This is a genomic window from Limnohabitans sp. B9-3 (assembly GCF_002778325.1).
GTDB lineage: Bacteria > Pseudomonadota > Gammaproteobacteria > Burkholderiales > Burkholderiaceae_C > Limnohabitans > Limnohabitans kasalickyi.
The window spans coordinates 26,662-46,520 of sequence record NZ_NESI01000004.1 but is presented as its reverse complement, the minus strand read 5'-3'; the positions used below and the strand labels follow the sequence as shown (position 1 = coordinate 46,520).

The window sequence follows — 19,859 nt, the reverse complement described above, 5'->3', positions numbered from 1 at the left end:
CCCCACGCTTGGAGCTAAGACCCCATGAATTTGAGCAAAGACGAACTGGCTTTCCGCGACGAAGTGCGCGCCTTTTTGGCGACCGAGCTGACGGAGGAGATCCGTCTTGGCGGTCACCGCACCTCGGGCATTTTTTCGGATTACGAAGTGGGTATTCCTTGGCAGCGGGTTCTGGCCAAGCGTGGCTGGGCGGCGCCACACTGGCCGGTTGAGTGGGGTGGTTGCGGTTGGACGCCCAAGCAGCACGACATTTTTGCCAGCGAGATGGCGGCGGCCGACGCTCCCAAAGTCTCGCCCTTGGGGTTGGTCATGGCGGCACCTGTGCTGGTGGCGTTTGGCACGCAGGCCCAAAAAGAACGTTGGCTCCCCGACATTCGCAACGGCGTGAGTTACTGGTGCCAGGGCTACAGCGAGCCTGGATCCGGGTCCGACTTGGCATCGCTGCAATGCCGCGCCCGTCGTGAGGGCAACGAATGGGTGATCAACGGCTCCAAAATCTGGACAACCCACGCCCACCGCGCCACGCACATGTTTTGCCTGGTGCGCACCGACAGCAGCGGCAAGCCGCAGCAAGGTATCAGCTTTTTGATGTTCGAGCTGAACAACCCGGGCATTCAGATTCGCCCGATCGTCAGCATCTCGGGCGATCATGAATTCAACCAAGTTTTCTTTGATGACGCCCGTGTGCCTGCAGACGCGCTGATCGGTCAAGAAAACCAGGGCTGGACCATTGCCAAATTCTTGCTGGAACACGAACGGGGCGGCTCCTCTGCGCCGTTTTTGCGGGGCCGATTGGCTCGCCTGTACGCCTCATTGCGCGAGTCCTTTGCACAGGGAGCGGCTGATTCCGAGCACGACGACATCGCCTTGACCTTGGCCAACGCGCAATGCCGTATCGACGCCTTGCACGCTTGGGAGCAGCAGGTGCTGACTGCGCGCATCAGCGGCGGTCCTCAGCCTTGCTGTATGCCCGCGGCCCCATCGATGGGCAAGGTGCTGGCGACTGAACTCAAACAGCACTTGACCGAGTTAGGTCTGAGCATTGCAGGCCCCTATGGAGCCACCAGCCTGACTGTGGAAGAGGCCAGCGATCATGTGCTGTCCGTTCCCGAGGCGTCGGTATTTGCGACAAGGGCGTATTTGAACGACCGTGCCGCATCGATTTATGGCGGCACCAACGAGGTGCAGCGCAATCTGATTGCCCGCCATATTTTGAGTGCCGAGGTGGTGGAGCCCGTGTTGCCTACCGACGAAACGCAGACCATGCTGTTGGACAGTTTGCGAGCCTGGCTGCAGAACACCTTGTCTGTCGACCAACGGGCCCAGATGATCGCCACGCCTGAAGCGATCGCGCCGCTTTGGCGAGGCTTGGCTCACGAGCTGGGTCTTTTGGGCGCAGCATTGCCTGAAAACCTAGGGGGCATGGGGGGTGGATTACCTGAGCAGATGCTGATCTGCCAAGCTTTGGGCGCTGCCTTGGTGCCTGAGCCTTACAGCAGTTCCGCCGTTCTGGGCGCGAACTTGCTGCAGGCGCTGGACGATCCGGCGGCCGAGGCTTTGTTGCAGGGCTTAGCCAACGGCCAAGTCCGTCTGGCTGTGGCAGCCTTTGAGCCTGAGGGGCGCACCGACTTGAGTCGGGTGTCGACCCACTTGCACACCAAAGGTGGCCAGCGCTGCGTCAGTGGGCGCAAAACCCTCGTGCGCAGTGCACCTTGGGCCACACACTGGCTGGTCAGTGCGCGAGATGAGGCGGGGCAACTGTGCATCTGCGTGATTGAACGGGCGGCCAGCGGCGTGCAGCGGCGCGATGTTCAATTGATCGACGGGGCCTGGGCCGCAGAGTTGGCGTTTGACCAAGTGCCTGTTCAGGCTGTCTTGGGGCAGGGCGACGCATTGGCCGCACTCTCGCAAGCGTGGGACACGGCAACCTTGGTTGCTGGTGCCGAAGCCGTGGGCGTGATGCAGGCGCTGATGCGCGACACGCTCAGCTACACCAGCCAGCGTAAACAGTTCGGCCAGCCTTTGGCGACCTTTCAAGCGCTGCAACACCGCATGGCAGATATGTACCTAGCGCTGGTGCAAGCCGCGGCTGCGGTCGGTGCTTGTGCCGATGTGTGTGGCGACAGTGCGGCGCGCCGCGCGCAGCGCGTGTCATCTGCCCATGTGACGGTGCTGCGTGCCGCCCGTTTGGTGGGGCAGGGCGCGGTGCAGTTGCACGGTGGCATGGGCATGACCAACGAGCTGGCCGTGGGACATGCTTTCAAGCGACTGACGGTGATCGAGCAACAGTTTGGCGGGGTCACGCAGCATTTGCGCCGCTTGGCTGGGTTGGTCGGCGCAGTTTGACCTGTTAACCCCGCATCAACTTCTGAATCAAGTCTGCAGCCCCTGAAGCCTGGTATTTGCGCATGAGCTTGACGCGGTAGATTTCTACTGTGCGGTGGCTGATGTTCAGTGCTTTGCCGATTTCTTTGCTGGTCATGCCGTCCATCAGGTGGGCAGCCACCTCGCGTTCGCGGGCGGTGAGTTCGGCCTTGACGGGTTTGCGTGCGGACAGGTCTTCAAAGGTCCAGATGCCGGCCTCGTGCGGGGCATCGCGGTTCAGAGCCCGGCCGGTCACATGGCACCAGAAGGTTTCGCCCTTGAATCGGCCGTCTACGCGTTTCATCACGCGGTCGTCGGCGTACACGCCTTTGGTGTTCAAGATGGGGGTGATGCGTTGGCCGGTGCGCTCGTACTCGTCGGCGCTGGGGTAGAGCAGCTGAAAGCTCTGGCCGATCAGCTGTTCGCGGGATGTGCCAAACATTTCACACACCCGCTGGTTGCAATCGACCATGGTGCGGTTGCTTGAGAGGACCATGCCGATGGGGGCCAAGTCAAAGGCGAGGCGGTAATCTATTTTCTGGGCTGTGCTCATGCGCAATCCTGTGACAATGTCTGCCGGTCTGTGTACGGACTGACCATTACGAAAAACTACGTATTTGAATACGTAGTATCGTGGCGTTTTCATCCTCTATTTGGAGATTGGCGTGAACAAGATTTATCCATCCGCAGCTGAGGCCTTGAAGGGCATCGTGGCTGACGGGCAACTCATTGGCGTGGGCGGTTTTGGCCTGTGCGGCATCCCTGAAGCCTTGATTGCAGCCCTGCGCGACAGCGGTGTGCAAAACCTGACTGCCATTTCTAACAATGCGGGCGTCGATGACTTTGGCCTGGGTTTGCTGCTGCAGACCCGCCAAATCAAGAAGATGATTTCGTCTTACGTGGGCGAGAACAAAGAGTTCGAACGCCAGTACTTGGCGGGCGAGCTGGCGCTGGAGTTCACCCCACAAGGTACGCTGGCCGAGAAGCTGCGTGCGGGTGGTGCAGGCATTCCGGCCTTTTTCACCAAGACGGGTGTGGGCACTTTGGTGGCAGAAGGCAAAGAGCTGCGTGAGTTCGACGGCGAGATGTATGTGATGGAGCGCTCTTTGGTGCCCGATGTGTCATTTGTCAAAGCGCACCGCGCTGACAAGTCTGGCAACCTGCAGTTCCGCTACACCTCACGCAACTTCAACCCGGCTGTGGCGATGGCCGGCAAGATCTGCGTGGTCGAGGTCGAAGAGATCGTCGAGACCGGTGACATGCACCCCGACAGCGTGCATCTGCCCGGCATTTATGTGCACCGCATTGTGCTGAATGCGTCCCCCGAAAAGCGCATTGAAAAGCGCACCATCACTGAAAAGGCTGGAGTTTGATATGAGCTGGAGTCAAGACCAAATGGCTGCCCGTGCGGCCCATGAACTGGAAGACGGTTTCTACGTGAACCTGGGCATCGGTATCCCCACGTTGGTGGCCAACTTCGTGCCCGCCGACAAGGAAGTCTGGTTGCAAAGTGAGAACGGCATGTTGGGCATCGGCCCCTTCCCCGTTGAAGACGAAGTCGATGCCGACCTGATCAACGCCGGCAAGCAAACCGTGACGACCATCAAAGGCTCGTCAATTTTTGGCAGCGAGCAGTCGTTTGCCATGATCCGTGGCGGCAAGATCAACCTGTCTATTTTGGGTGCCATGCAGGTGAGCGAAAAGGGCGATCTGGCCAACTGGATGATCCCCGGCAAGATGGTCAAGGGCATGGGCGGCGCGATGGACTTGGTCGCAGGCGTCAAGCGCGTGATCATTTTGATGGAGCATGTTGCCAAGAAAAAAGACGGTACCGAAGATTTGAAAATCTTGAAAGAATGCACCTTGCCTTTGACTGGCGTCGGCGTGGTGGACCGCATCATCACGGACTTGGCCGTGATGGACGTGGTGCCCGAAGGCCTGAAGGTGATTGAGTTGGCACCCGGTGTGACGCGTGAGTTCTTGCAGAGCAAGACAGGCGTGGCGCTCATTTAACTTAGTGCGTCAGCCACAAAAAAGCCGCTCAGTGAGCGGCTTTTTTACTTGGAGCGGGTGATGGGAATCGAACCCACGTTATTTGCTTGGGAAGCAAGAGTCCTACCATTGAACGACACCCGCTTGTGAGTGTCAGACCGTTCAGGCCAGTGCGGCTTGCATGGCCTTGCCGATGCTTTCGAAGTAGTCGTGTGATGCTTGGGTTGGCACCAAATATTTGGTACGGCGGTTCTTGCCTTCAAACACCGTGTCAATCATGCCGAGTTCGCGCAATTGATCGAGTTTGCGGTGAATGGTGGCAGGGGACGCAATGGTGCCAAGCGCCATGGCTTCTGTCACCGTCAGCGGTTTTTCTTGCTCATGACGCACTGCAATCATTTCGAGCAATTTCTTGGCATCGAGGTCCATGGCAGGCGTGTGCGCTTCCCCTTCCAACGCGTGGATGAGGTTGAGAAAACGTAGGTAAATTTGTTTGGTTTTCATGATGCTTATGCCCTCGCTTGCCTAGGAAAATCGACTGCATGAATTGTATACATTGTTTCCATAAATTGGCGTCAAATCCCTGAAATCAAGGGTGGCTGTTAACTTTGATGTTATTTCAAGATATCGCCAATACACAGGTACTTCATTTCTAGGTATTCGTCCATGCCGTGACTGGAGCCTTCGCGCCCCAATCCGGACTGTTTGACACCGCCAAATGGCACATGTTCAGTGGCGATGATGCCCACGTTGATGCCCACCATGCCGTACTCCAGCGCTTCGCTCACGCGGTAAATGCGGCCGACGTCGCGGCTGTAGAAATAACTGGCCAAACCAAACTCGGTGTTGTTAGCGGCATCGATGGCTTCTTGGTCGTTGTGGAAGCGGAACACGGGGGCGAAGGGGCCGAAGGTTTCTTCGCGGGCGCAGAGCATGTCGGCTCGGGCATCGGCAATGACGGTGGGTTCGAAGAACTGGCCGCCGATTTTGTGGCCGCCGGTGATCAGTTTGCCGCCTTTGGCGAGCGCGTCTTGCACATGGCGCTCGACTTTTTCGACGGCCGCATCTTCGATCAGTGGGCCTTGCATCACGCCGTCCTCAAAGCCGTTGCCGACCTTAAGCGCTTTGACCTTGGCAGCGAACTTTTGCACAAACTCGTCGTACACCGCGTCTTGCACGTAAATACGGTTGGCGCAGACGCAAGTTTGGCCCGCGTTACGGTATTTACTCGCCATCGCACCTTCGACGGCGCTGTCGATGTCGGCATCGTCAAACACGATGAAGGGGGCGTTGCCGCCCAGTTCCAAGGCCAGTTTCTTGATGCTGGGTGCCGACTGCGCCATCAAGATGCGGCCCACCTCGGTAGAGCCTGTGAAGCTGATGTGGCGCACCACGTCGTGTGAGCAGAACACTTTGCCCACGGCAATGCTGTTGTCGCTGTCGGCGGTGAGGATGTTCAACACGCCAGCAGGGATGCCTGCGCGAATAGCCAGCTCGGCAGCCGCTAAGGCGGTGAGCGGTGTGAGTTCGGCGGGTTTGATGATCACGGGGCAGCCTGCAGCCAGGGCTGGAGCAACCTTGCGGGTGATCATGGCCAGCGGGAAGTTCCATGGCGTGATGGCGGCGCACACGCCAATGGGCTGCTTGAGCACCATCAAGCGGCGGTTGTTGTCGAACTGGGGCAAGGTTTCGCCGTTCACGCGCTTGGCTTCTTCAGCAAACCATTCCACAAAGCTCGCGCCGTAGGCCACTTCGCCCTTGGCTTCGGCAAAGGGTTTGCCTTGCTCGGCGGTCATGATGCGGCCCAAGTCTTCTTGGTTGGCCATCAACAGGTCGTACCACTTGCGCAACAAAATGCTGCGCTCTTTGCCGGTTTTGTTGCGCCACGCAGGCCAAGCCGCATTGGCGGCGTTGATGGCGGCTTCGGCATCTTGAGCCCCAAGGTTGGCCACATCGGCCAGTTTTTTGCCGGTGGCGGGGTCAAGCACATCGAAACGGCTGGCGCCTTGTATCCATTGACCGTTGATCAAGGCGTCGGTCTTGAGCAAGCTGGGGTCGTTGAGCAAAGAAAGGGGCGCTGTTTTCATGTCCATGTGGGTCTCCAAATTCAATGCACCGAGCATACCGCTGGGTCGGTAGCCTGAATGACCCTGGGGTGACACCCAAACTTATAATTTCAGGATGACTAAACCGCAATTCACCGTCGCCGACATCCGCAAAACGTTCTTGGACTTCTTCGAGTCCAAAGGCCACACCGTGGTGGCCTCTAGCCCCCTGGTGCCGGGCAATGACCCCACCTTGATGTTCACCAACTCGGGCATGGTCCAGTTCAAAGACGTGTTCTTGGGCGAAGACAAGCGCTCTTACGTGCGCGCAGCCTCAGTCCAAGCCTGCTTGCGCGCCGGCGGCAAACACAACGACTTAGAAAACGTGGGCTACACCGCCCGCCACCACACCTTCTTCGAAATGCTGGGCAACTGGTCGTTTGGTGACTACTTCAAACGCGAATCGTTGCAGTGGGCTTGGGAGTTGTTGACCGAGGTTTACAAATTGCCCGCCGACAAGCTCTATGCCACTGTGTACATGGAAGACGACGAGGCGTATGACATTTGGCACGGCATTTTTGTCAAGGCCGGCTGGACGCCTGAGCGCATCGTGCAAGAAACCCGCATCATCCGAATTGGCGACAACAAAGGCGGCCGCTACAAGAGCGATAACTTTTGGATGATGGCCGACACCGGCCCTTGCGGTCCTTGTTCTGAAATCTTCTACGACCACGGCGACCACATCCCAGGCGGCCCGCCCGGCAGCCCCGATGAAGACGGTGACCGCTTTATTGAGATTTGGAACAACGTGTTCATGCAGTTCAACATGGACGATACAGGCGCCGTAACACCACTGCCCGCGCCTTGCGTGGACACGGGCATGGGCCTCGAGCGCTTGGCGGCTATCTTGCAACATGTGCACAGCAACTACGAAATCGACATTTTTGATGCGCTCATCAAAGCCGCGTCACGCGAAACCGGCTGCACCGATCTGGGCCATAAGAGCTTGCGTGTGATTGCAGACCACATCCGGGCCACCTCGTTCTTGGTGAGCGACGGCGTGGTGCCCAGCAACGAAGGCCGTGGCTATGTTCAACGCCGCATCATCCGCCGCGCCATTCGCCACGGGTATTTGTTGGGTCAGAAAAAACCGTTCTTCCACAAACTCGTTCCTGACTTGGTCAAGCTCATGGGAGATGCTTACCCCAATATGGCCAGCCAAGCCGAGCGCATTGCGTCGGTGTTGAAGGCCGAAGAAGAACGCTTCTTTGAAACCCTTGGCGTGGGCATGCAAATTTTGGATGCCGCTTTGGAAGGCGGCGTGAAAGTATTGCCGGGTGATGTGGCTTTCAAGCTGCACGACACCTACGGCTTTCCACTCGACTTGTCGGCCGACGTGTGCCGCGAGCGTGGCTTGAGCGTGGATGAAGCAGGCTTTGCCGCCGCGATGGAGAAACAAAAATCCCAAGCCCGCGCCGCCGGCAAGTTCAAAATGGACAAGGCCTTGGACTACACCGGCGCTGGCAACACGTTTGTGGGCTATGACGACCTCAAAGCCACGTCCAAAGTGGTGGCTGTGTACTTAGACGGCAACGCCGTGGCCGAACTCAAGCACGGCCAAACGGGCGTGGTGGTGTTGGACACGACCCCCTTCTACGCCGAGAGCGGCGGCCAAGTGGGCGATGCTGGCGTGTTGGTCAGTGGTTCAGCCAGCTTTGCGGTGGAAGACACCTTGAAAATCAAGGCCGATGTGTTTGGCCACCACGGCACTTTGACCCAAGGCACGTTGGCCGTAGGCGACCACGTCGACGCACAGGTCAACACACAAGTGCGCGCAGCTACCGTGCGCAACCACTCTGCCACCCACTTGATGCACAAAGCCTTGCGTGAAGTGTTGGGCGACCACGTGCAACAAAAAGGCAGCTTGGTGAATGCCGAGCGCACCCGTTTTGACTTTGCGCACAACGCACCCGTCACCGATGCGCAGATTCGGGAGATTGAAGCCAAGGTCAACGCCGAAATTTTGGCCAACGCTGCAGCACAAGCGCGTGTGATGGATATCGAGTCCGCTCAGAAAACTGGCGCCATGATGTTGTTTGGCGAGAAGTACGGTGAGACCGTGCGCGTGCTCGACATTGGTTCTAGCCGTGAGCTGTGCGGTGGCACACACGTCAAAGCCACGGGCGACATCGGCTTGTTCAAAGTGGTGGGCGAGAGCGGTGTGGCCGCTGGTGTACGCCGCATTGAAGCCGTCACAGGCGCCAATGCGCTGGCTTATTTGCAGTCCCTTGAAGACTCTGTGGCGCAAGCCGCTGGTGCGCTCAAAGCGCCACCCACCGAACTCAACGCACGTTTGGCGCAAGTGTTGGAGCAAATCAAAACCCTCGAAAAAGAAGTGTCGGCCCTCAAAGGCAAAGTGGCTTCCGCGCAAAGCGATGAGCTGCTGACGCAAGCGGTGGACATCAAAGGCACCAAGCTTTTGGTGGCCAAGCTCGACGGCGCAGACGCCAAAACTTTGCGCGACACCATGGACAAGCTCAAAGACAAGATGAAGTCGGCCGTCATCGTGTTGGCGGCTGTTGATGGCGAGAAGGTGAACATCGCTGCAGGTGTCACCGCTGACAACGTGGGCAAAGTCAAGGCGGGCGAGTTGGCCAACTTTGTGGCCCAGCAAGTCGGCGGCAAAGGTGGCGGCAAGCCGGACATGGCGATGGCGGGTGGCACTGACGCTGCAGCCTTGCCCAAGGCTTTGGCCAGTGTGCAAGCTTGGGTGACTGAACGCTTGTGATCCGCATGAACTCACGTTCACAAGACATGCAAACAAAGGCCCAACCCGTGTTGGGCCTTTTTCTTGGTGTTTGCCTCGCCGTCTTGGCTTCAAGTTTGATGGCCACGGATGCTTGGGCGCAGTTTGATAAAACCGCATGGCCCGCCAACACGGCGACGCCCAAAATCGAAGCCGTCGATTTGCAAGGCAAAGCGTGGACCACAGCTGAGCTAACAGGCAAAGTGGTCGTTCTCAATTTTTGGGCCACTTGGTGCGCGCCGTGTAAAGACGAATTGCCCACGTTGCAAACCCTGCATGACATCAGCGACAGCCAAACCGTGGTGCTCACCATCAACGTGCGAGAACCTGCTGCACGCGCAGCCCGATACATGCAAAGCACGGGCATGACGTTCCCAGTCATTTCAGACCCCAAAGGCGAGTTGGCCAAGCGGTGGGGCGTGGCCGTCTACCCCACCACCATCCTCATTGCTCCTAACGGCCAAGCCCGCTGGCGCGTGATGGGGGATGTGGACTGGAGTGGGCCGCAGGCGAATACATGGTTGGCCGATGTACGCCAAACCGTTCCCATCTCCAACGTGCCATCGAAGGTGGCTACCCCCAAGCGATAATCTGCGCGCCTCATGCGCTTTGTGTGAGGTGACCTGCCTTCGGGGCATAGGTGCGGCGCGTTGTTTCATCTCGCGTGATCGCCTTGCATGTGCCGACAGGTCTCATTCACTATTCGGAGCTCTCTTTCATGACTCTCGTGCGTCGTTCCCTTCTCAAGGGGGCCGCAGCTGCGTGCGCCCTCTCTGGTGTGCCTGGCTTTGCTGTGGCCCAAACCAATTCCCAAACAAACTTCCAAACTGCGCGCCGCTTCGAGCCACAAGCGGGCCAATGGCGCACGTTTGAAGTCACCACCCGTGTTGACTTGGCCGACGTCAAAGGTGCAGCCTCTCGTGTCTGGTTGCCCGTGCCCAGCATCAATTCGGATTGGCAGCAATCGCTGGAAAGCAGCTTCCAATCCAACGGCACCTCACGCATCACCAGCGACGGTGTGGACGGCGCTCGCATGCTCTACACCCAGTTCGCTGCCGGCGTCACGCCGTTTGTCGAAATCACCAGCCGCGTGCAAACCCAAAGCCGCTTTGTGGACATCAATCAACCCACAGCGCACGCATTCACCCGAGAGGATGCGGGTACGTTGCATCACTACACCCGAGCCACACATTTCTTGCCGACCGACGGCATCGTGCGCACCACGGCCCTCAAAGCCACGCAAGGTGCGAAGACCGACGCCCAAAAAGCGCGCGCTATTTACGACTGGGTCGTGGCCAATGCTTGGCGCGAACCCAAGACACGCGGTTGCGGTGAGGGCGACATCAAAACCATGCTGGAAACGGGCAACTTAGGCGGCAAATGCGCCGACATCAACGCCTTGTTTGTGGGCCTGTGCCGCTCGGTCGGCGTGCCCGCCCGCGATGTGTACGGCATTCGTTTGGTGCCTTCGGCTTTTGGCTACAAAGAGTTGTCGGGCAACCCTGCCAGCTTGAAAGGCGCGCAACACTGCCGTGCCGAGGTGTATTTGCAAGCCCACGGTTGGGTGGCGATGGACCCCGCTGACGTGGCCAAAGTGATGCGCATGGAGACACCTGAGTGGATCAAGCGCACCGACAACGCCGTCGTGCAGCCCGTCTACAACCGCCTGTTCGGCGGCTGGGAAGGCAACTGGCTGGGCTGGAACACGGCGCACGATGTGACCTTGCCCGGCAGCAAAGAAGACCGCTTGGGTTTCTTGATGTACCCCGTCGCTGAGACGGTGGATGGCCGCTCAGACTCTTACGCACCTGACAGTTTCAAGTACCAAATCACGGCACGCGAAATCAAAGCTTAAATGTTGGAAGCGTTGGGTTGGCCTGACGCTTCAATGCCTCGGGCCTTCGCGCCTTCATGCTTGAAGCTCTAAAGCGCGATGCTCAAACGCATTGCGCTGTGAAACTCTCGGTCTTGCCCTGTGACGGGGTCGGTAAAGGCGACGCTTTTGGCCAGCAGCTGCAACGGCTGGCTGAAGTCTTCGTCTGCATCTGGCCCGCGTAAAACTGTGGGGTAAAACTGGTCGCCTTCGAGTGGCAAGCCCAGTGCCATCATGTGTACGCGCAGTTGGTGGCGCTTGCCGCTGACGGGCTCTAACTGGTACAGCGCGCGCGCACCCTCTATTTTGAGCAGGCTGATGCGTGTTTCACTGTTGGGCTCGCCATCCACTTCTTGAGTTCTGAAAAAAAGTTCGTCGGGCTTTAGGCGACTGATGTGTACGCGTGGCAATTCAAGCGCGGGGTCGTAGGCCGCCACCGCTTCGTACACCTTGTGCATTTTTTTGTCGCGAAACAAGGCGTGATAGGCATCGCGATCTTGCAGGCGCTTGCCAAACATCACGAGTCCAGCGGTTTCGCGGTCGATGCGGTGCAGGGGCACGAGGTCGTCATTGCTGGTGAGGTGTTTGAGCTGTACCAACAAACTTTGTTGCACATAACGACCCGCAGGCGTGACCGGCATGAAGTGCGGTTTGTCGGCCACCAGCAAACGGTCGTCTTCAAACACGAGGCTGGCTTTTTCGGGCAGCACCGGTTCGTTGGCGATGTGGCGGTAGTAGTAAAGCTTGGTGCGTGGCTTGTAGGTCTGCGTGGCTTTGACAGGTTGCGCGGATTCATCCAGCACCAGTTGGTCATCGAAGCGTTGCAACCACTCGTCGCGCGAAATGTCGGGCATGCGCTCCAGCAAGAAATCCAACACCGTGGACCAAGGTCCAACCGGCAGCGACACGCGGCTGGCACCTACGCCGTTGCGCGTGGGGATTCGCATGGGAGTGGTTTTCAGAGGTGTTAGACCTTGGTGAACACCAAGTCCCACACGCCGTGACCGAGTTTCAAGCCACGGTTTTCAAACTTCGTGAGCGGGCGGTAGGCGGGCTTTTCGGCAAAGCCGCTGGGGTCTGTTGCGGTGTTTTTGAGCAAGGGCTCGGCGGACACCACGTGCATCATTTGCTCTGAATACGGTTGCCAGTCGGTGGCCAAGTGCAGATAGCCGCCGGGTTTGATGTGTTTGGCCAAGCGGTTGACAAACGCGCTTTGAATCAAACGGCGTTTGTGGTGACGGCTCTTGTGCCAAGGGTCGGGAAAGAAGATGTGCACACCGTCGAGGCTGTTTTCGCCCAGCATGTGGTCCATCACCTCGATCGCGTCGTGCTGCACGATGCGGATATTGCCAATGCTTTCTTCGCCGCAGCGCTTGAGCAACGCGCCCACACCGGGAGCATGTACTTCGCAACACAAAAAGTTGTCGTCAGGTCGGGTCTGCGCAATTTTGGCGGTCGCGTCGCCCATGCCAAAGCCGATTTCCAAAATCAGGGGAGCGGTGCGGCCAAAAGTGGCGGCGGTGTCCAAACGCTCAGGCGTGTAGGGCACCAAAAACTGCGGGCCGAACTGCTCAAAAGCACGCGTCTGACCAGGCCCCATACGCCCCGCGCGCAGCACGTAGGTTTTGATGACGCGCATGAAGGGGGCGTCGGATTTTGTGGCGTCTGGAGTGGTGGGTGTGTCGGCGGTCATGGCAAGCGAGTCTTTCAGTTACCGGTGATTATCGTGGGACTAGAGCATGCCAAATTCTGGTGAATTTATAGGATCTCAAATCACTAATAATCATTGGCTATGGCCATCAAAAAATCCGACCTGTATTCCTCCCTTTGGGCCTCTTGCGACGCATTGCGCGGGGGCATGGATGCCAGCCAGTACAAGGACTACGTCCTGTTCATGCTGTTCATTAAATACGTGAGCGACAAGTACGCCAACAGCGACGACTTTGCCCCGGCGGTGGTCATCCCCCAAGGGGGCAGCTTCAAGGACATGATTGAGCTGAAGGGCAAGAGCGACATTGGCGACAAGATCAACACCCAGATCATCCAGCCGCTGATTGATGCCAACAGCAAACTGGCCCGCAGCGACTTTCCGGACTTCAACGACCCCAACAAACTGGGCGAAGGCAAGGAAATGGTTGAGCGGCTGGGTAACCTGATTGCCATTTTCCAAAAGCCCGAGCTGGACTTTTCGCAAAACCGCGCTGACCACGACGACATCCTGGGCGATGCATATGAATTCCTCATGCGCCACTTCGCGCAAGACTCGGGCAAAAGCAAAGGCCAGTTCTACACCCCCAGCGAAGTCAGCCGCATTCTGGCCAAGGTGCTGGGCGTTGGCCCCGACAACACCAGCGCCAAAACCACGGCATACGACCCCACCTGTGGGTCCGGATCGCTGCTGCTCAAAGTAGCTGCCGAGGCAGGCAAGCAAATCACCCTTGAAGGCCAAGAAAAAGACGTGACCACAGCGGGCCTGGCCCGCATGAACATGATCTTGCACGACTTCCCCACGGCCAATGTGCTGAGCGGCAACACGCTCACTGCGCCCAAGTTCAAAGACGGCGAACAGCTTCGCACCTACGACTACGTAGTGGCCAACCCACCATTCAGCGACAAAGAGTGGAGCACGGGTCTGACCTTGGGCGACAGCGGTGCCAGCGACCCGTACCAACGCTTTGGCTGGGGCGTGCCGCCACCCAAGCAGGGCGACTACGCCTACCTCATGCACATCATCCGCAGCATGAACAGCAGCGGCAAAGCTGCCTGCATCTTGCCGCACGGGGTGTTGTTCAGGGGCAATGCCGAGGCGGTGATTCGCGAAAAGCTCGTCAAGTCCGGCATCTTGAAAGGCATCATCGGCCTGCCTGCCAACCTGTTTTATGGCACGGGCATTCCGGCCTGTGTGTTGGTGCTGGACAAGCAAAACGCCAACGCCCGCAAGGGCGTGATGATGATCGACGCCAGCAAAGGCTTCATCAAAGACGGCAACAAAAACAAACTGCGCGAGCAAGACATCCACAAAATCGTCGATGCGTTTGACAAGCTCGAAGACTTGGCTGGCTTCGCCCGCATGGTGCCGTTGGATGAAATTGCCAGCGACAAAAACGCCTACAACCTCAACCTGCCGCGCTACATCGACAGCACAGAGGCCGAAGACATTCAAGACCTGCAAGCCCACATGACGGGCGGCATCCCCAACCGCGACCTGGACGCACTGGCCGCCTACTGGAAGGTCATGCCCGCCTTGCGCAACATGCTGTTTAAACACCTGCGCGAAGGCTATGCCCAGCTGCAACAACCCATGAACGAGGTGAAGGCCGCCGTGCTGGCCCACCCCGAGTTTGTGGCCTTCAACACCCAAGCCACCAGCAGCTTTGCCGCATGGCAAACTCGCAACTTGCCTGCACTGCCAGGCATTCAGCCCGGCGACAAACCCAAAGCCCTGGTGGAGCAACTGGCCGAAGACCTGCTGGCCACCTTCAAGCCCGTGCCCTTGGTGGACGCGTATGACGTGTACCAACACCTCATGGACTATTGGGCCGAGGTCATGCAAGACGACGTGTACCTGCTGGTGCAAGACGGCTGGGCCAGCGCACGCACCCTGCGCGAAGTGGTGCAAGTCAAAAACAAAGACAACAAACTGGTGTGGCCCGAAGCGCACGACTTTGTGGTCAACAAACGCCGCTACAAGAGTGACCTGATTCCCCGGGCCTTGCTGATTGCCCGCTACTACGCCGCCGAACAAGCCGCACTCGACGCCAAACAGGCCGAGCTCGACGCCGTGAGCGCCCAACTGGCCGAGCTGGAAGAAGAGCACAGCGCCGAAGACATGACCTTTGCCGGCTTCGAAAAAATCAACGACAAAGAAGTGAAAAGCCGCATCAAGGAAATCGGCAACGATGCGGATGCTGCTGACGAGTTGGCGGTGCTGAAAACTTGGCTCAAACTCAGCGACGAAGAAGCCACCCTCAAGAAAACCGTGAAAACGCTGGACGCCGCGCTGGAGCAAAAAGCCTACAGCCGCTACGCCACGCTAACCGAAGCAGAAACCCAACAACTGGTGGTGCACGACAAATGGCTGGCCACCTTGCAAACCAGTCTGCAAGCCGAACTGGACCGCGTGAGCCAAACCCTGACCCGCCGCATCCGCGAACTGGCCGAACGCTATGCCACGCCGCTGCCTGCTCTGGAAGATGAGGTGGAGGCCCTGTCGGCCAAGGTGGGTGAGCACCTCAAGCGGATGGGGGTGATATGGGGCTAGAAATCGGCTACAAGCAGACTGAGGTCGGTGTAATTCCCGATGAGTGGGAAGTTGCACAACTTTCAGAGCTAATTACCTATACGAAGGGCTTTCCTTTTAAATCAAGTGAATACCAAAGCACGGGCATTCGAGTTCTGCGAGTTAGTGACACAACCTATGATTCGATCAAAGCAGAAGACGCGATCTACGTGTCTGACCGAAATGTGTCTAAGTACGCCAATTGGCAACTCAAGGAGCATGACCTGATTGTCTCCACAGTTGGATCAAAGCCCCCAATGTATGACTCTATGGTGGGCAAGGTGATCCTGATTGATCATTCGCATAAAAATATGCTGCTCAATCAAAATGCAGTGTTACTACGCGACAGGAATCATCGTGAGTACGTTCAGCGAATTCTTCTAAATAATTTACGAACGAAGAGATATTTTTCACACATTGAGGCAATCTTTCGGGGCAACGCAAATCAGGCAAGCGTGACTCTTAAAGAACTTTTTCAATTCAGAATCTCTTTGCCTTTAGATGACACTGAAATGAGAGCGATCGCAACAGCCCTCTCCGACGTCGATTCCCTGATCGCCGGACTGGAAAAACTGATCGTCAAAAAGCGCGACCTCAAGCAAGCCATCATGCAACAACTCCTTACCGGCCAAACCCGCTTGCCTGGGTTTAGTGGGGCGTGGTCAGTGAGGGGGTTGGGTGATATTTCAGAGATTGAAATGGGTCAATCACCTAGCTCTGTCAACTACAACAGCAAAGGTCAAGGTTTACCACTAATTCAAGGTAACGCAGATATCCGAGACCGCCAGACGATCAAACGCGTATTTACGACAAAAATTACTAAGCAAGGTAAGTTGGGTGATGTTTTGTTGTCGGTTCGTGCGCCTGTTGGTGAGGTCGCTCGTGCTACTTTTGATTTTTGTATTGGTCGGGGTGTCTGTGTTGTACGAACTTCAAATGATTTTATTTATCACGCACTTATCTATCTTGAACCCAGTTGGGAAAGAATCTCCAAAGGGTCAACCTTTGACTCCGTCAATTCAACAGATGTAGCAGCCGTGCAAATTGCTGTACCTAATGATTTCAGCGAACAAGTTGCCATCGCTGCAGCCCTCTCTGACATAGATGCCGAACTCTCTGCCCTCGAGTTTCGATTCAAAAAAACTCTGGACTTAAAGCAAGGAATGATGCAAGAGCTTTTGACAGGAAGGACACGTTTGGTATGAGCATCGCCGATATGTTTTCTGAGTTCATCGGTAACTTGGTCATTTTCAATGCCGAAACTATCAGTTTGCGATATGGTGAGTTAACGGCAGCACTCAACAAGCAATTTCGAGATACCGAGTCAAAGACAGCTAATACATTGCAAGTTGGGTCATTCGGTAGAAAAACTGGTATCAATGGAATTTCTGACTTGGACATGCTCTTCATCATGCCCAAGACGAAATGGGATGACTACAACAAGGTGGGTGGCCAGTTGAAGCTTTTGCAGGACGCAAAAGAAGCAATCGTGAATCGTTATCCAACCACCAAAGTCCGAGTAGATCGCCTTGTGGTGACAGTGACTTATAAGGACTTTCATGTTGAGGTTCAGCCAGTATTTGAGCAAGACGACAATAGTTACAAATACCCCGACACGGCCAATGGCGGTAACTGGAAAATTACCAAACCCAGAGAAGAAATGGACGCAATCGCTGACCTGGATACGTTGAAAAACTCAAATCTGCGACGGCTATGCAAAATGGCTCGTGCATGGAAGAACAAGCATGGCGTTGGGATGGGTGGCTTATTAATCGATACGTTGGCCTATAAATTTCTTGATTCAACTTCTGACTACGATGAGAAAAGTTTTCTTTATTACGATTTTCTGAGTCGAGATTTTTTCAAATATCTTTCTGAATTGCCTGAGCAAACTGAGTACGCAGCCCCAGGAAGTCGTCAGCGAGTCAAGGTAAAAAGAAAGTTTCAAAAGAAAGCTAAAAAGGCCTACAGCCTATGCCTTGAAGCTATCGATGCAGAAGAGCAAAAAAATGTCAATGAAAAATGGAAAAAGGTCTATGGACGACCTTTCCCAGCAGCAAAAGAAGCAACAGTAAGAATGGCAGCTCGCAGCTGGCGTGATACTGAGGAATTCATTGAAGATAGATTTCCAATTGACATTCGAGAGTATTTGAATATTGACTGTGAGGTCAAACAAAATGGTTTTAGAAAGTTCATTCTTCGTGATTTACTCAGGTTGAGGTTTCCTCTGAGAGCGAAGAAAGACTTGCTTTTCTATGTCAGTGAGGTTTCCGTTGCCGAACCCTACAAAATCTATTGGAAGGTTCTAAATCGAGGGGTAGAGGCAATTCGAAGAGACTCCATTCGAGGGCAAATAGTTGAGGATGACGGCAGTATGCGTAGATCAGAAAAAACGCAGTTCATGGGCGAACATATCGTTGAGTGTTATTGCGTGATGGATGGCGTGGTTGTTGCCAAAGACAGAATTCATGTGCCGATTGTTGCGGATGGGAGTGACTATGACTAATGCAGAAATGGTTCTTGAGGGGCAGCTTCGTGAGTGCTATGTGCGTGTGGTTTACTCTCATAAAACCCATGAAAAATGCGCCGATATTTTGTTGGAACTACATAAGAAAATTAAGCTTGCACAAATCATTTTGTCGGCTTTGGTTACAGGAGGTTTGCTAACGACACTGTTTGAGTTTTCATCACTGGCTGAATTTAAAAAATTTGGAACACTGATTGTCGTTTTACTGTCAACAATCCTTCTCGTCTTGAACTCATATACCAAAGACTACGATTTGGGAGAGATTGCTCAAAAACACAGACAAGCTGGCGCGGACTTGTGGGTCATTCGTGAAAAGTACCTCTCACTCTTGACTGATCTGCGCATGGGCGGTGCTTCGCTTGATGATTTACGAAGTCTGCGTGACCACTTGGCGGATGATTTGCACGTTGTTTATTCAGGCGCACCGAGTACCAACTACAAAGCATATACGCAAGCTCAAAAGGCACTCAAAGAACTTGAAGATATGACATTCTCTGATGACGAGATTGATGCATTTCTTCCCAGGGAATTGAAGCGCAAGCAACCATGACCGAAGTCGACCTACTGCAAACATTGGCCCGTGGCGAAGACAGCCGCCACCAGTTCAAGCGCGACGCCACCAATGCCGACGGCATGGCGGCGGAGCTGGCTGCGTTCGCCAACAGCGGCGGAGGTACGGTGTTTTTGGGCGTGGACGATGACGGCAGTATTGTCGGGCTGGATGCGGCCGATGTACGGCGTTTGAACCAGCTCATCAGCAACGCGGCCAGCCAGCATGTGCGCCCGCCGCTGCACCCGCAGACCGACAACGTGCAAACCGCCCAAGGTTTGGTGCTGGTGGTGTCGGTGCCCGATGGGCTGAACAAACCTTATATGGACCTGCAAGGCCGCGTCTGGGTGAAAAGCGGGGCCGATAAGCGCCATGTGACGGCGCGTGAAGAAATGCAGCGCATGTTCCAGCGCGGTGGGCTGCTGCAGGCCGACCAAGTGCCGGTGCGCAACGCCACGGTGGCCGACATTGACGAGCGTGCCTTTGGCCGCTACTTCGAGCGGCGCTATGGCCAAAGCCTGAGCGCAGCAGGCTTGCCCGTTGCCCAGCTGATGGAAAACCTGCAACTGGCGCAGGGCGGCGTGCCCAACTTGGCGGGGGTGTTGTTGTTTGGCAAGCACCCGCAGCGGCTGCTGCCGGTGTGCCAGATTGGCGCGGTGTGGTTTCCGAGCACTCGCTTGGGCGACATGCGTTACCTCGACAGCGAGAACATTGATGGCCCGCTGGACGAGCAGTTTGAGCGCGGCATGGCTTTTCTCAAGCGCAGCTTGCACAAGGTGCAGGCGGGCAGGGGCTTCAACACGCTGGGCCAGCTAGAGCTCCCCGAAGAAGCATTGGTGGAGTTGCTGGTCAACGCCTTGGTGCACCGCGACTTTTTGGTCAGCGCCACCATTCGCCTGTTTGTGTTCACCGACCGGGTGGAGATCATCAGCCCCGGCCATTTGCCCGACAGCCTGACGCCCGAGCAAATTCGCACGGGCGTGTCCAATCGCCGCAACCAAGTGCTGGCCGAGCACGCGGCGCACATCTTGCCTTACCGTGGCATGGGCACAGGCGTGCCCCGCGCCTTGGATGCTTGGCCCAAGATTGATTTGGTGGATGAACCGGAAATTAACCAATTTAGGGCGGTGGTTTGGCGGACGGTGGCTGCTTCGGTGGTTTCTACCGAAGTCACCCCCGAAGTCACCCCCGAAGTCACCCCCGAAGTTGGGCGCTTGTTGCAAGTGCTGGTCGGGGAGATGAGTAGGGCAGAACTCATGGCCAGTTTGGGTCTCAAGGATGAAAAACACTTCCGTGAAAGCTACCAGCAGGCAGCAGTGACCTCGGGCTTGGTGGAAATGACCATCCCCGACAAGCCGCAAAGCCGCAATCAAAAATACCGACTGACTGCAGCAGGCAAGGCCTATACAGAATAAAAAAATCA

Annotated in this window: 16 protein-coding genes and 1 tRNA gene; 11 read left to right on the top strand and 6 right to left on the bottom strand. The window is 56.3% G+C overall.

Features of this window, described 5'->3' with window-relative positions; genetic code table 11:
- The first annotated feature begins 24 nt into the window (after nucleotides 1-24).
- The gene (locus tag B9Z42_RS16425) at nucleotides 25-2,346 is read left to right on the top strand and encodes an acyl-CoA dehydrogenase family protein (protein WP_100132839.1); all 2,322 of its coding nucleotides are present in this window, start codon (nucleotides 25-27) and stop codon (nucleotides 2,344-2,346) included.
- A 4-nt stretch (nucleotides 2,347-2,350) separates the two neighbouring features.
- On the opposite strand, the gene B9Z42_RS07940 is transcribed toward B9Z42_RS16425, so the two are convergent.
- The gene (locus tag B9Z42_RS07940; protein WP_100132838.1) at nucleotides 2,351-2,917 is read right to left on the bottom strand and encodes a PAS and helix-turn-helix domain-containing protein; all 567 of its coding nucleotides are present in this window, start codon (nucleotides 2,915-2,917) and stop codon (nucleotides 2,351-2,353) included.
- A 112-nt stretch (nucleotides 2,918-3,029) separates the two neighbouring features.
- Between B9Z42_RS07940 and B9Z42_RS07935 the strand changes: the two genes are divergently transcribed.
- Nucleotides 3,030-3,737, top strand: a complete 708-nt coding sequence (locus B9Z42_RS07935; protein WP_100133046.1) for a CoA transferase subunit A — start codon at nucleotides 3,030-3,032, stop codon at nucleotides 3,735-3,737.
- Between the two features lies 1 nt (nucleotide 3,738).
- The gene (locus tag B9Z42_RS07930; protein WP_100132837.1) at nucleotides 3,739-4,377 is read left to right on the top strand and encodes a 3-oxoacid CoA-transferase subunit B; all 639 of its coding nucleotides are present in this window, start codon (nucleotides 3,739-3,741) and stop codon (nucleotides 4,375-4,377) included.
- 49 nt (nucleotides 4,378-4,426) lie between these two features.
- On the opposite strand, the gene B9Z42_RS07925 is transcribed toward B9Z42_RS07930, so the two are convergent.
- The 3 genes from B9Z42_RS07925 to B9Z42_RS07915 all read right to left on the bottom strand — a co-directional run bounded on the left by B9Z42_RS07925 (nucleotide 4,427) and on the right by B9Z42_RS07915 (nucleotide 6,449).
- A tRNA-Gly gene (locus B9Z42_RS07925) sits at nucleotides 4,427-4,500 on the bottom strand.
- An 18-nt stretch (nucleotides 4,501-4,518) separates the two neighbouring features.
- Entirely contained in the window at nucleotides 4,519-4,860 is a 342-nt protein-coding gene (locus B9Z42_RS07920; RefSeq protein ID WP_100132836.1) for a hypothetical protein, read from the bottom strand.
- 110 nt (nucleotides 4,861-4,970) lie between these two features.
- A complete protein-coding gene (locus tag B9Z42_RS07915) occupies nucleotides 4,971-6,449 on the bottom strand; it encodes an NAD-dependent succinate-semialdehyde dehydrogenase (protein ID WP_100133045.1) in 1,479 nt (492 codons plus the stop codon).
- An 88-nt stretch (nucleotides 6,450-6,537) separates the two neighbouring features.
- On the opposite strand from B9Z42_RS07915, the gene alaS reads away from it, so the two are divergent.
- The 3 genes from alaS (at nucleotide 6,538) to B9Z42_RS07900 (ending at nucleotide 11,062) form a co-directional block, all read left to right on the top strand.
- The gene (gene alaS / locus B9Z42_RS07910) at nucleotides 6,538-9,189 is read left to right on the top strand and encodes an alanine--tRNA ligase (RefSeq protein WP_100132835.1); all 2,652 of its coding nucleotides are present in this window, start codon (nucleotides 6,538-6,540) and stop codon (nucleotides 9,187-9,189) included.
- A 5-nt stretch (nucleotides 9,190-9,194) separates the two neighbouring features.
- Nucleotides 9,195-9,797, top strand: a complete 603-nt coding sequence (locus tag B9Z42_RS07905; RefSeq protein ID WP_100132834.1) for a TlpA disulfide reductase family protein — start codon at nucleotides 9,195-9,197, stop codon at nucleotides 9,795-9,797.
- A 128-nt stretch (nucleotides 9,798-9,925) separates the two neighbouring features.
- Entirely contained in the window at nucleotides 9,926-11,062 is a 1,137-nt protein-coding gene (locus tag B9Z42_RS07900) for a transglutaminase-like domain-containing protein (RefSeq protein WP_100132833.1), read from the top strand.
- A gap of 68 nt (nucleotides 11,063-11,130) precedes the next feature.
- Here B9Z42_RS07900 and B9Z42_RS07895 read toward each other — a convergent pair whose 3' ends face one another.
- Nucleotides 11,131-12,027, bottom strand: coding sequence for a pseudouridine synthase (locus B9Z42_RS07895; protein WP_100132832.1), 897 nt, complete (start codon nucleotides 12,025-12,027; stop codon nucleotides 11,131-11,133).
- 20 nt (nucleotides 12,028-12,047) lie between these two features.
- Nucleotides 12,048-12,773: a tRNA (guanosine(46)-N7)-methyltransferase TrmB gene (gene trmB, locus B9Z42_RS07890; RefSeq protein WP_100132831.1), complete on the bottom strand. Its 726-nt coding sequence runs from the start codon at nucleotides 12,771-12,773 to the stop codon at nucleotides 12,048-12,050.
- A 99-nt stretch (nucleotides 12,774-12,872) separates the two neighbouring features.
- On the opposite strand from trmB, the gene B9Z42_RS07885 reads away from it, so the two are divergent.
- Genes B9Z42_RS07885 through B9Z42_RS07865 form a run of 5 tightly spaced genes read left to right on the top strand, consistent with a single transcriptional unit; the run spans nucleotide 12,873 to nucleotide 19,851 of the window.
- The gene (locus B9Z42_RS07885) at nucleotides 12,873-15,341 is read left to right on the top strand and encodes a class I SAM-dependent DNA methyltransferase (RefSeq protein WP_100132830.1); all 2,469 of its coding nucleotides are present in this window, start codon (nucleotides 12,873-12,875) and stop codon (nucleotides 15,339-15,341) included.
- Entirely contained in the window at nucleotides 15,332-16,564 is a 1,233-nt protein-coding gene (locus tag B9Z42_RS07880; RefSeq protein ID WP_100132829.1) for a restriction endonuclease subunit S, read from the top strand. Before B9Z42_RS07885 ends, B9Z42_RS07880 begins: the two co-directional genes overlap by 10 nt.
- Entirely contained in the window at nucleotides 16,561-17,865 is a 1,305-nt protein-coding gene (locus B9Z42_RS07875; protein WP_100132828.1) for a nucleotidyltransferase, read from the top strand. The genes B9Z42_RS07880 and B9Z42_RS07875 overlap by 4 nt, the downstream gene beginning before the upstream one ends.
- The gene (locus B9Z42_RS07870) at nucleotides 17,858-18,436 is read left to right on the top strand and encodes an SLATT domain-containing protein (RefSeq protein WP_100132827.1); all 579 of its coding nucleotides are present in this window, start codon (nucleotides 17,858-17,860) and stop codon (nucleotides 18,434-18,436) included. The genes B9Z42_RS07875 and B9Z42_RS07870 overlap by 8 nt, the downstream gene beginning before the upstream one ends.
- Nucleotides 18,433-19,851, top strand: a complete 1,419-nt coding sequence (locus B9Z42_RS07865; protein ID WP_100132826.1) for a Fic family protein — start codon at nucleotides 18,433-18,435, stop codon at nucleotides 19,849-19,851. Before B9Z42_RS07870 ends, B9Z42_RS07865 begins: the two co-directional genes overlap by 4 nt.
- Nucleotides 19,852-19,859 lie beyond the last annotated feature (8 nt).

Coding starts and splice junctions, on each gene's coding strand:
- B9Z42_RS16425 (WP_100132839.1), top strand. CDS start 25: ATGAATTTGAGCAAAGACGAACTGGCTTTCCGCGACGAAGTGCGCGCC.
- B9Z42_RS07940 (WP_100132838.1), bottom strand. CDS start 2,917: ATGAGCACAGCCCAGAAAATAGATTACCGCCTCGCCTTTGACTTGGCC.
- B9Z42_RS07930 (WP_100132837.1), top strand. CDS start 3,739: ATGAGCTGGAGTCAAGACCAAATGGCTGCCCGTGCGGCCCATGAACTG.
- B9Z42_RS07920 (WP_100132836.1), bottom strand. CDS start 4,860: ATGAAAACCAAACAAATTTACCTACGTTTTCTCAACCTCATCCACGCG.
- B9Z42_RS07915 (WP_100133045.1), bottom strand. CDS start 6,449: ATGGACATGAAAACAGCGCCCCTTTCTTTGCTCAACGACCCCAGCTTG.
- alaS (WP_100132835.1), top strand. CDS start 6,538: ATGACTAAACCGCAATTCACCGTCGCCGACATCCGCAAAACGTTCTTG.
- B9Z42_RS07905 (WP_100132834.1), top strand. CDS start 9,195: ATGAACTCACGTTCACAAGACATGCAAACAAAGGCCCAACCCGTGTTG.
- B9Z42_RS07900 (WP_100132833.1), top strand. CDS start 9,926: ATGACTCTCGTGCGTCGTTCCCTTCTCAAGGGGGCCGCAGCTGCGTGC.
- B9Z42_RS07895 (WP_100132832.1), bottom strand. CDS start 12,027: ATGCGAATCCCCACGCGCAACGGCGTAGGTGCCAGCCGCGTGTCGCTG.
- trmB (WP_100132831.1), bottom strand. CDS start 12,773: ATGACCGCCGACACACCCACCACTCCAGACGCCACAAAATCCGACGCC.
- B9Z42_RS07885 (WP_100132830.1), top strand. CDS start 12,873: ATGGCCATCAAAAAATCCGACCTGTATTCCTCCCTTTGGGCCTCTTGC.
- B9Z42_RS07880 (WP_100132829.1), top strand. CDS start 15,332: ATGGGGCTAGAAATCGGCTACAAGCAGACTGAGGTCGGTGTAATTCCC.
- B9Z42_RS07875 (WP_100132828.1), top strand. CDS start 16,561: ATGAGCATCGCCGATATGTTTTCTGAGTTCATCGGTAACTTGGTCATT.
- B9Z42_RS07870 (WP_100132827.1), top strand. CDS start 17,858: ATGACTAATGCAGAAATGGTTCTTGAGGGGCAGCTTCGTGAGTGCTAT.
- B9Z42_RS07865 (WP_100132826.1), top strand. CDS start 18,433: ATGACCGAAGTCGACCTACTGCAAACATTGGCCCGTGGCGAAGACAGC.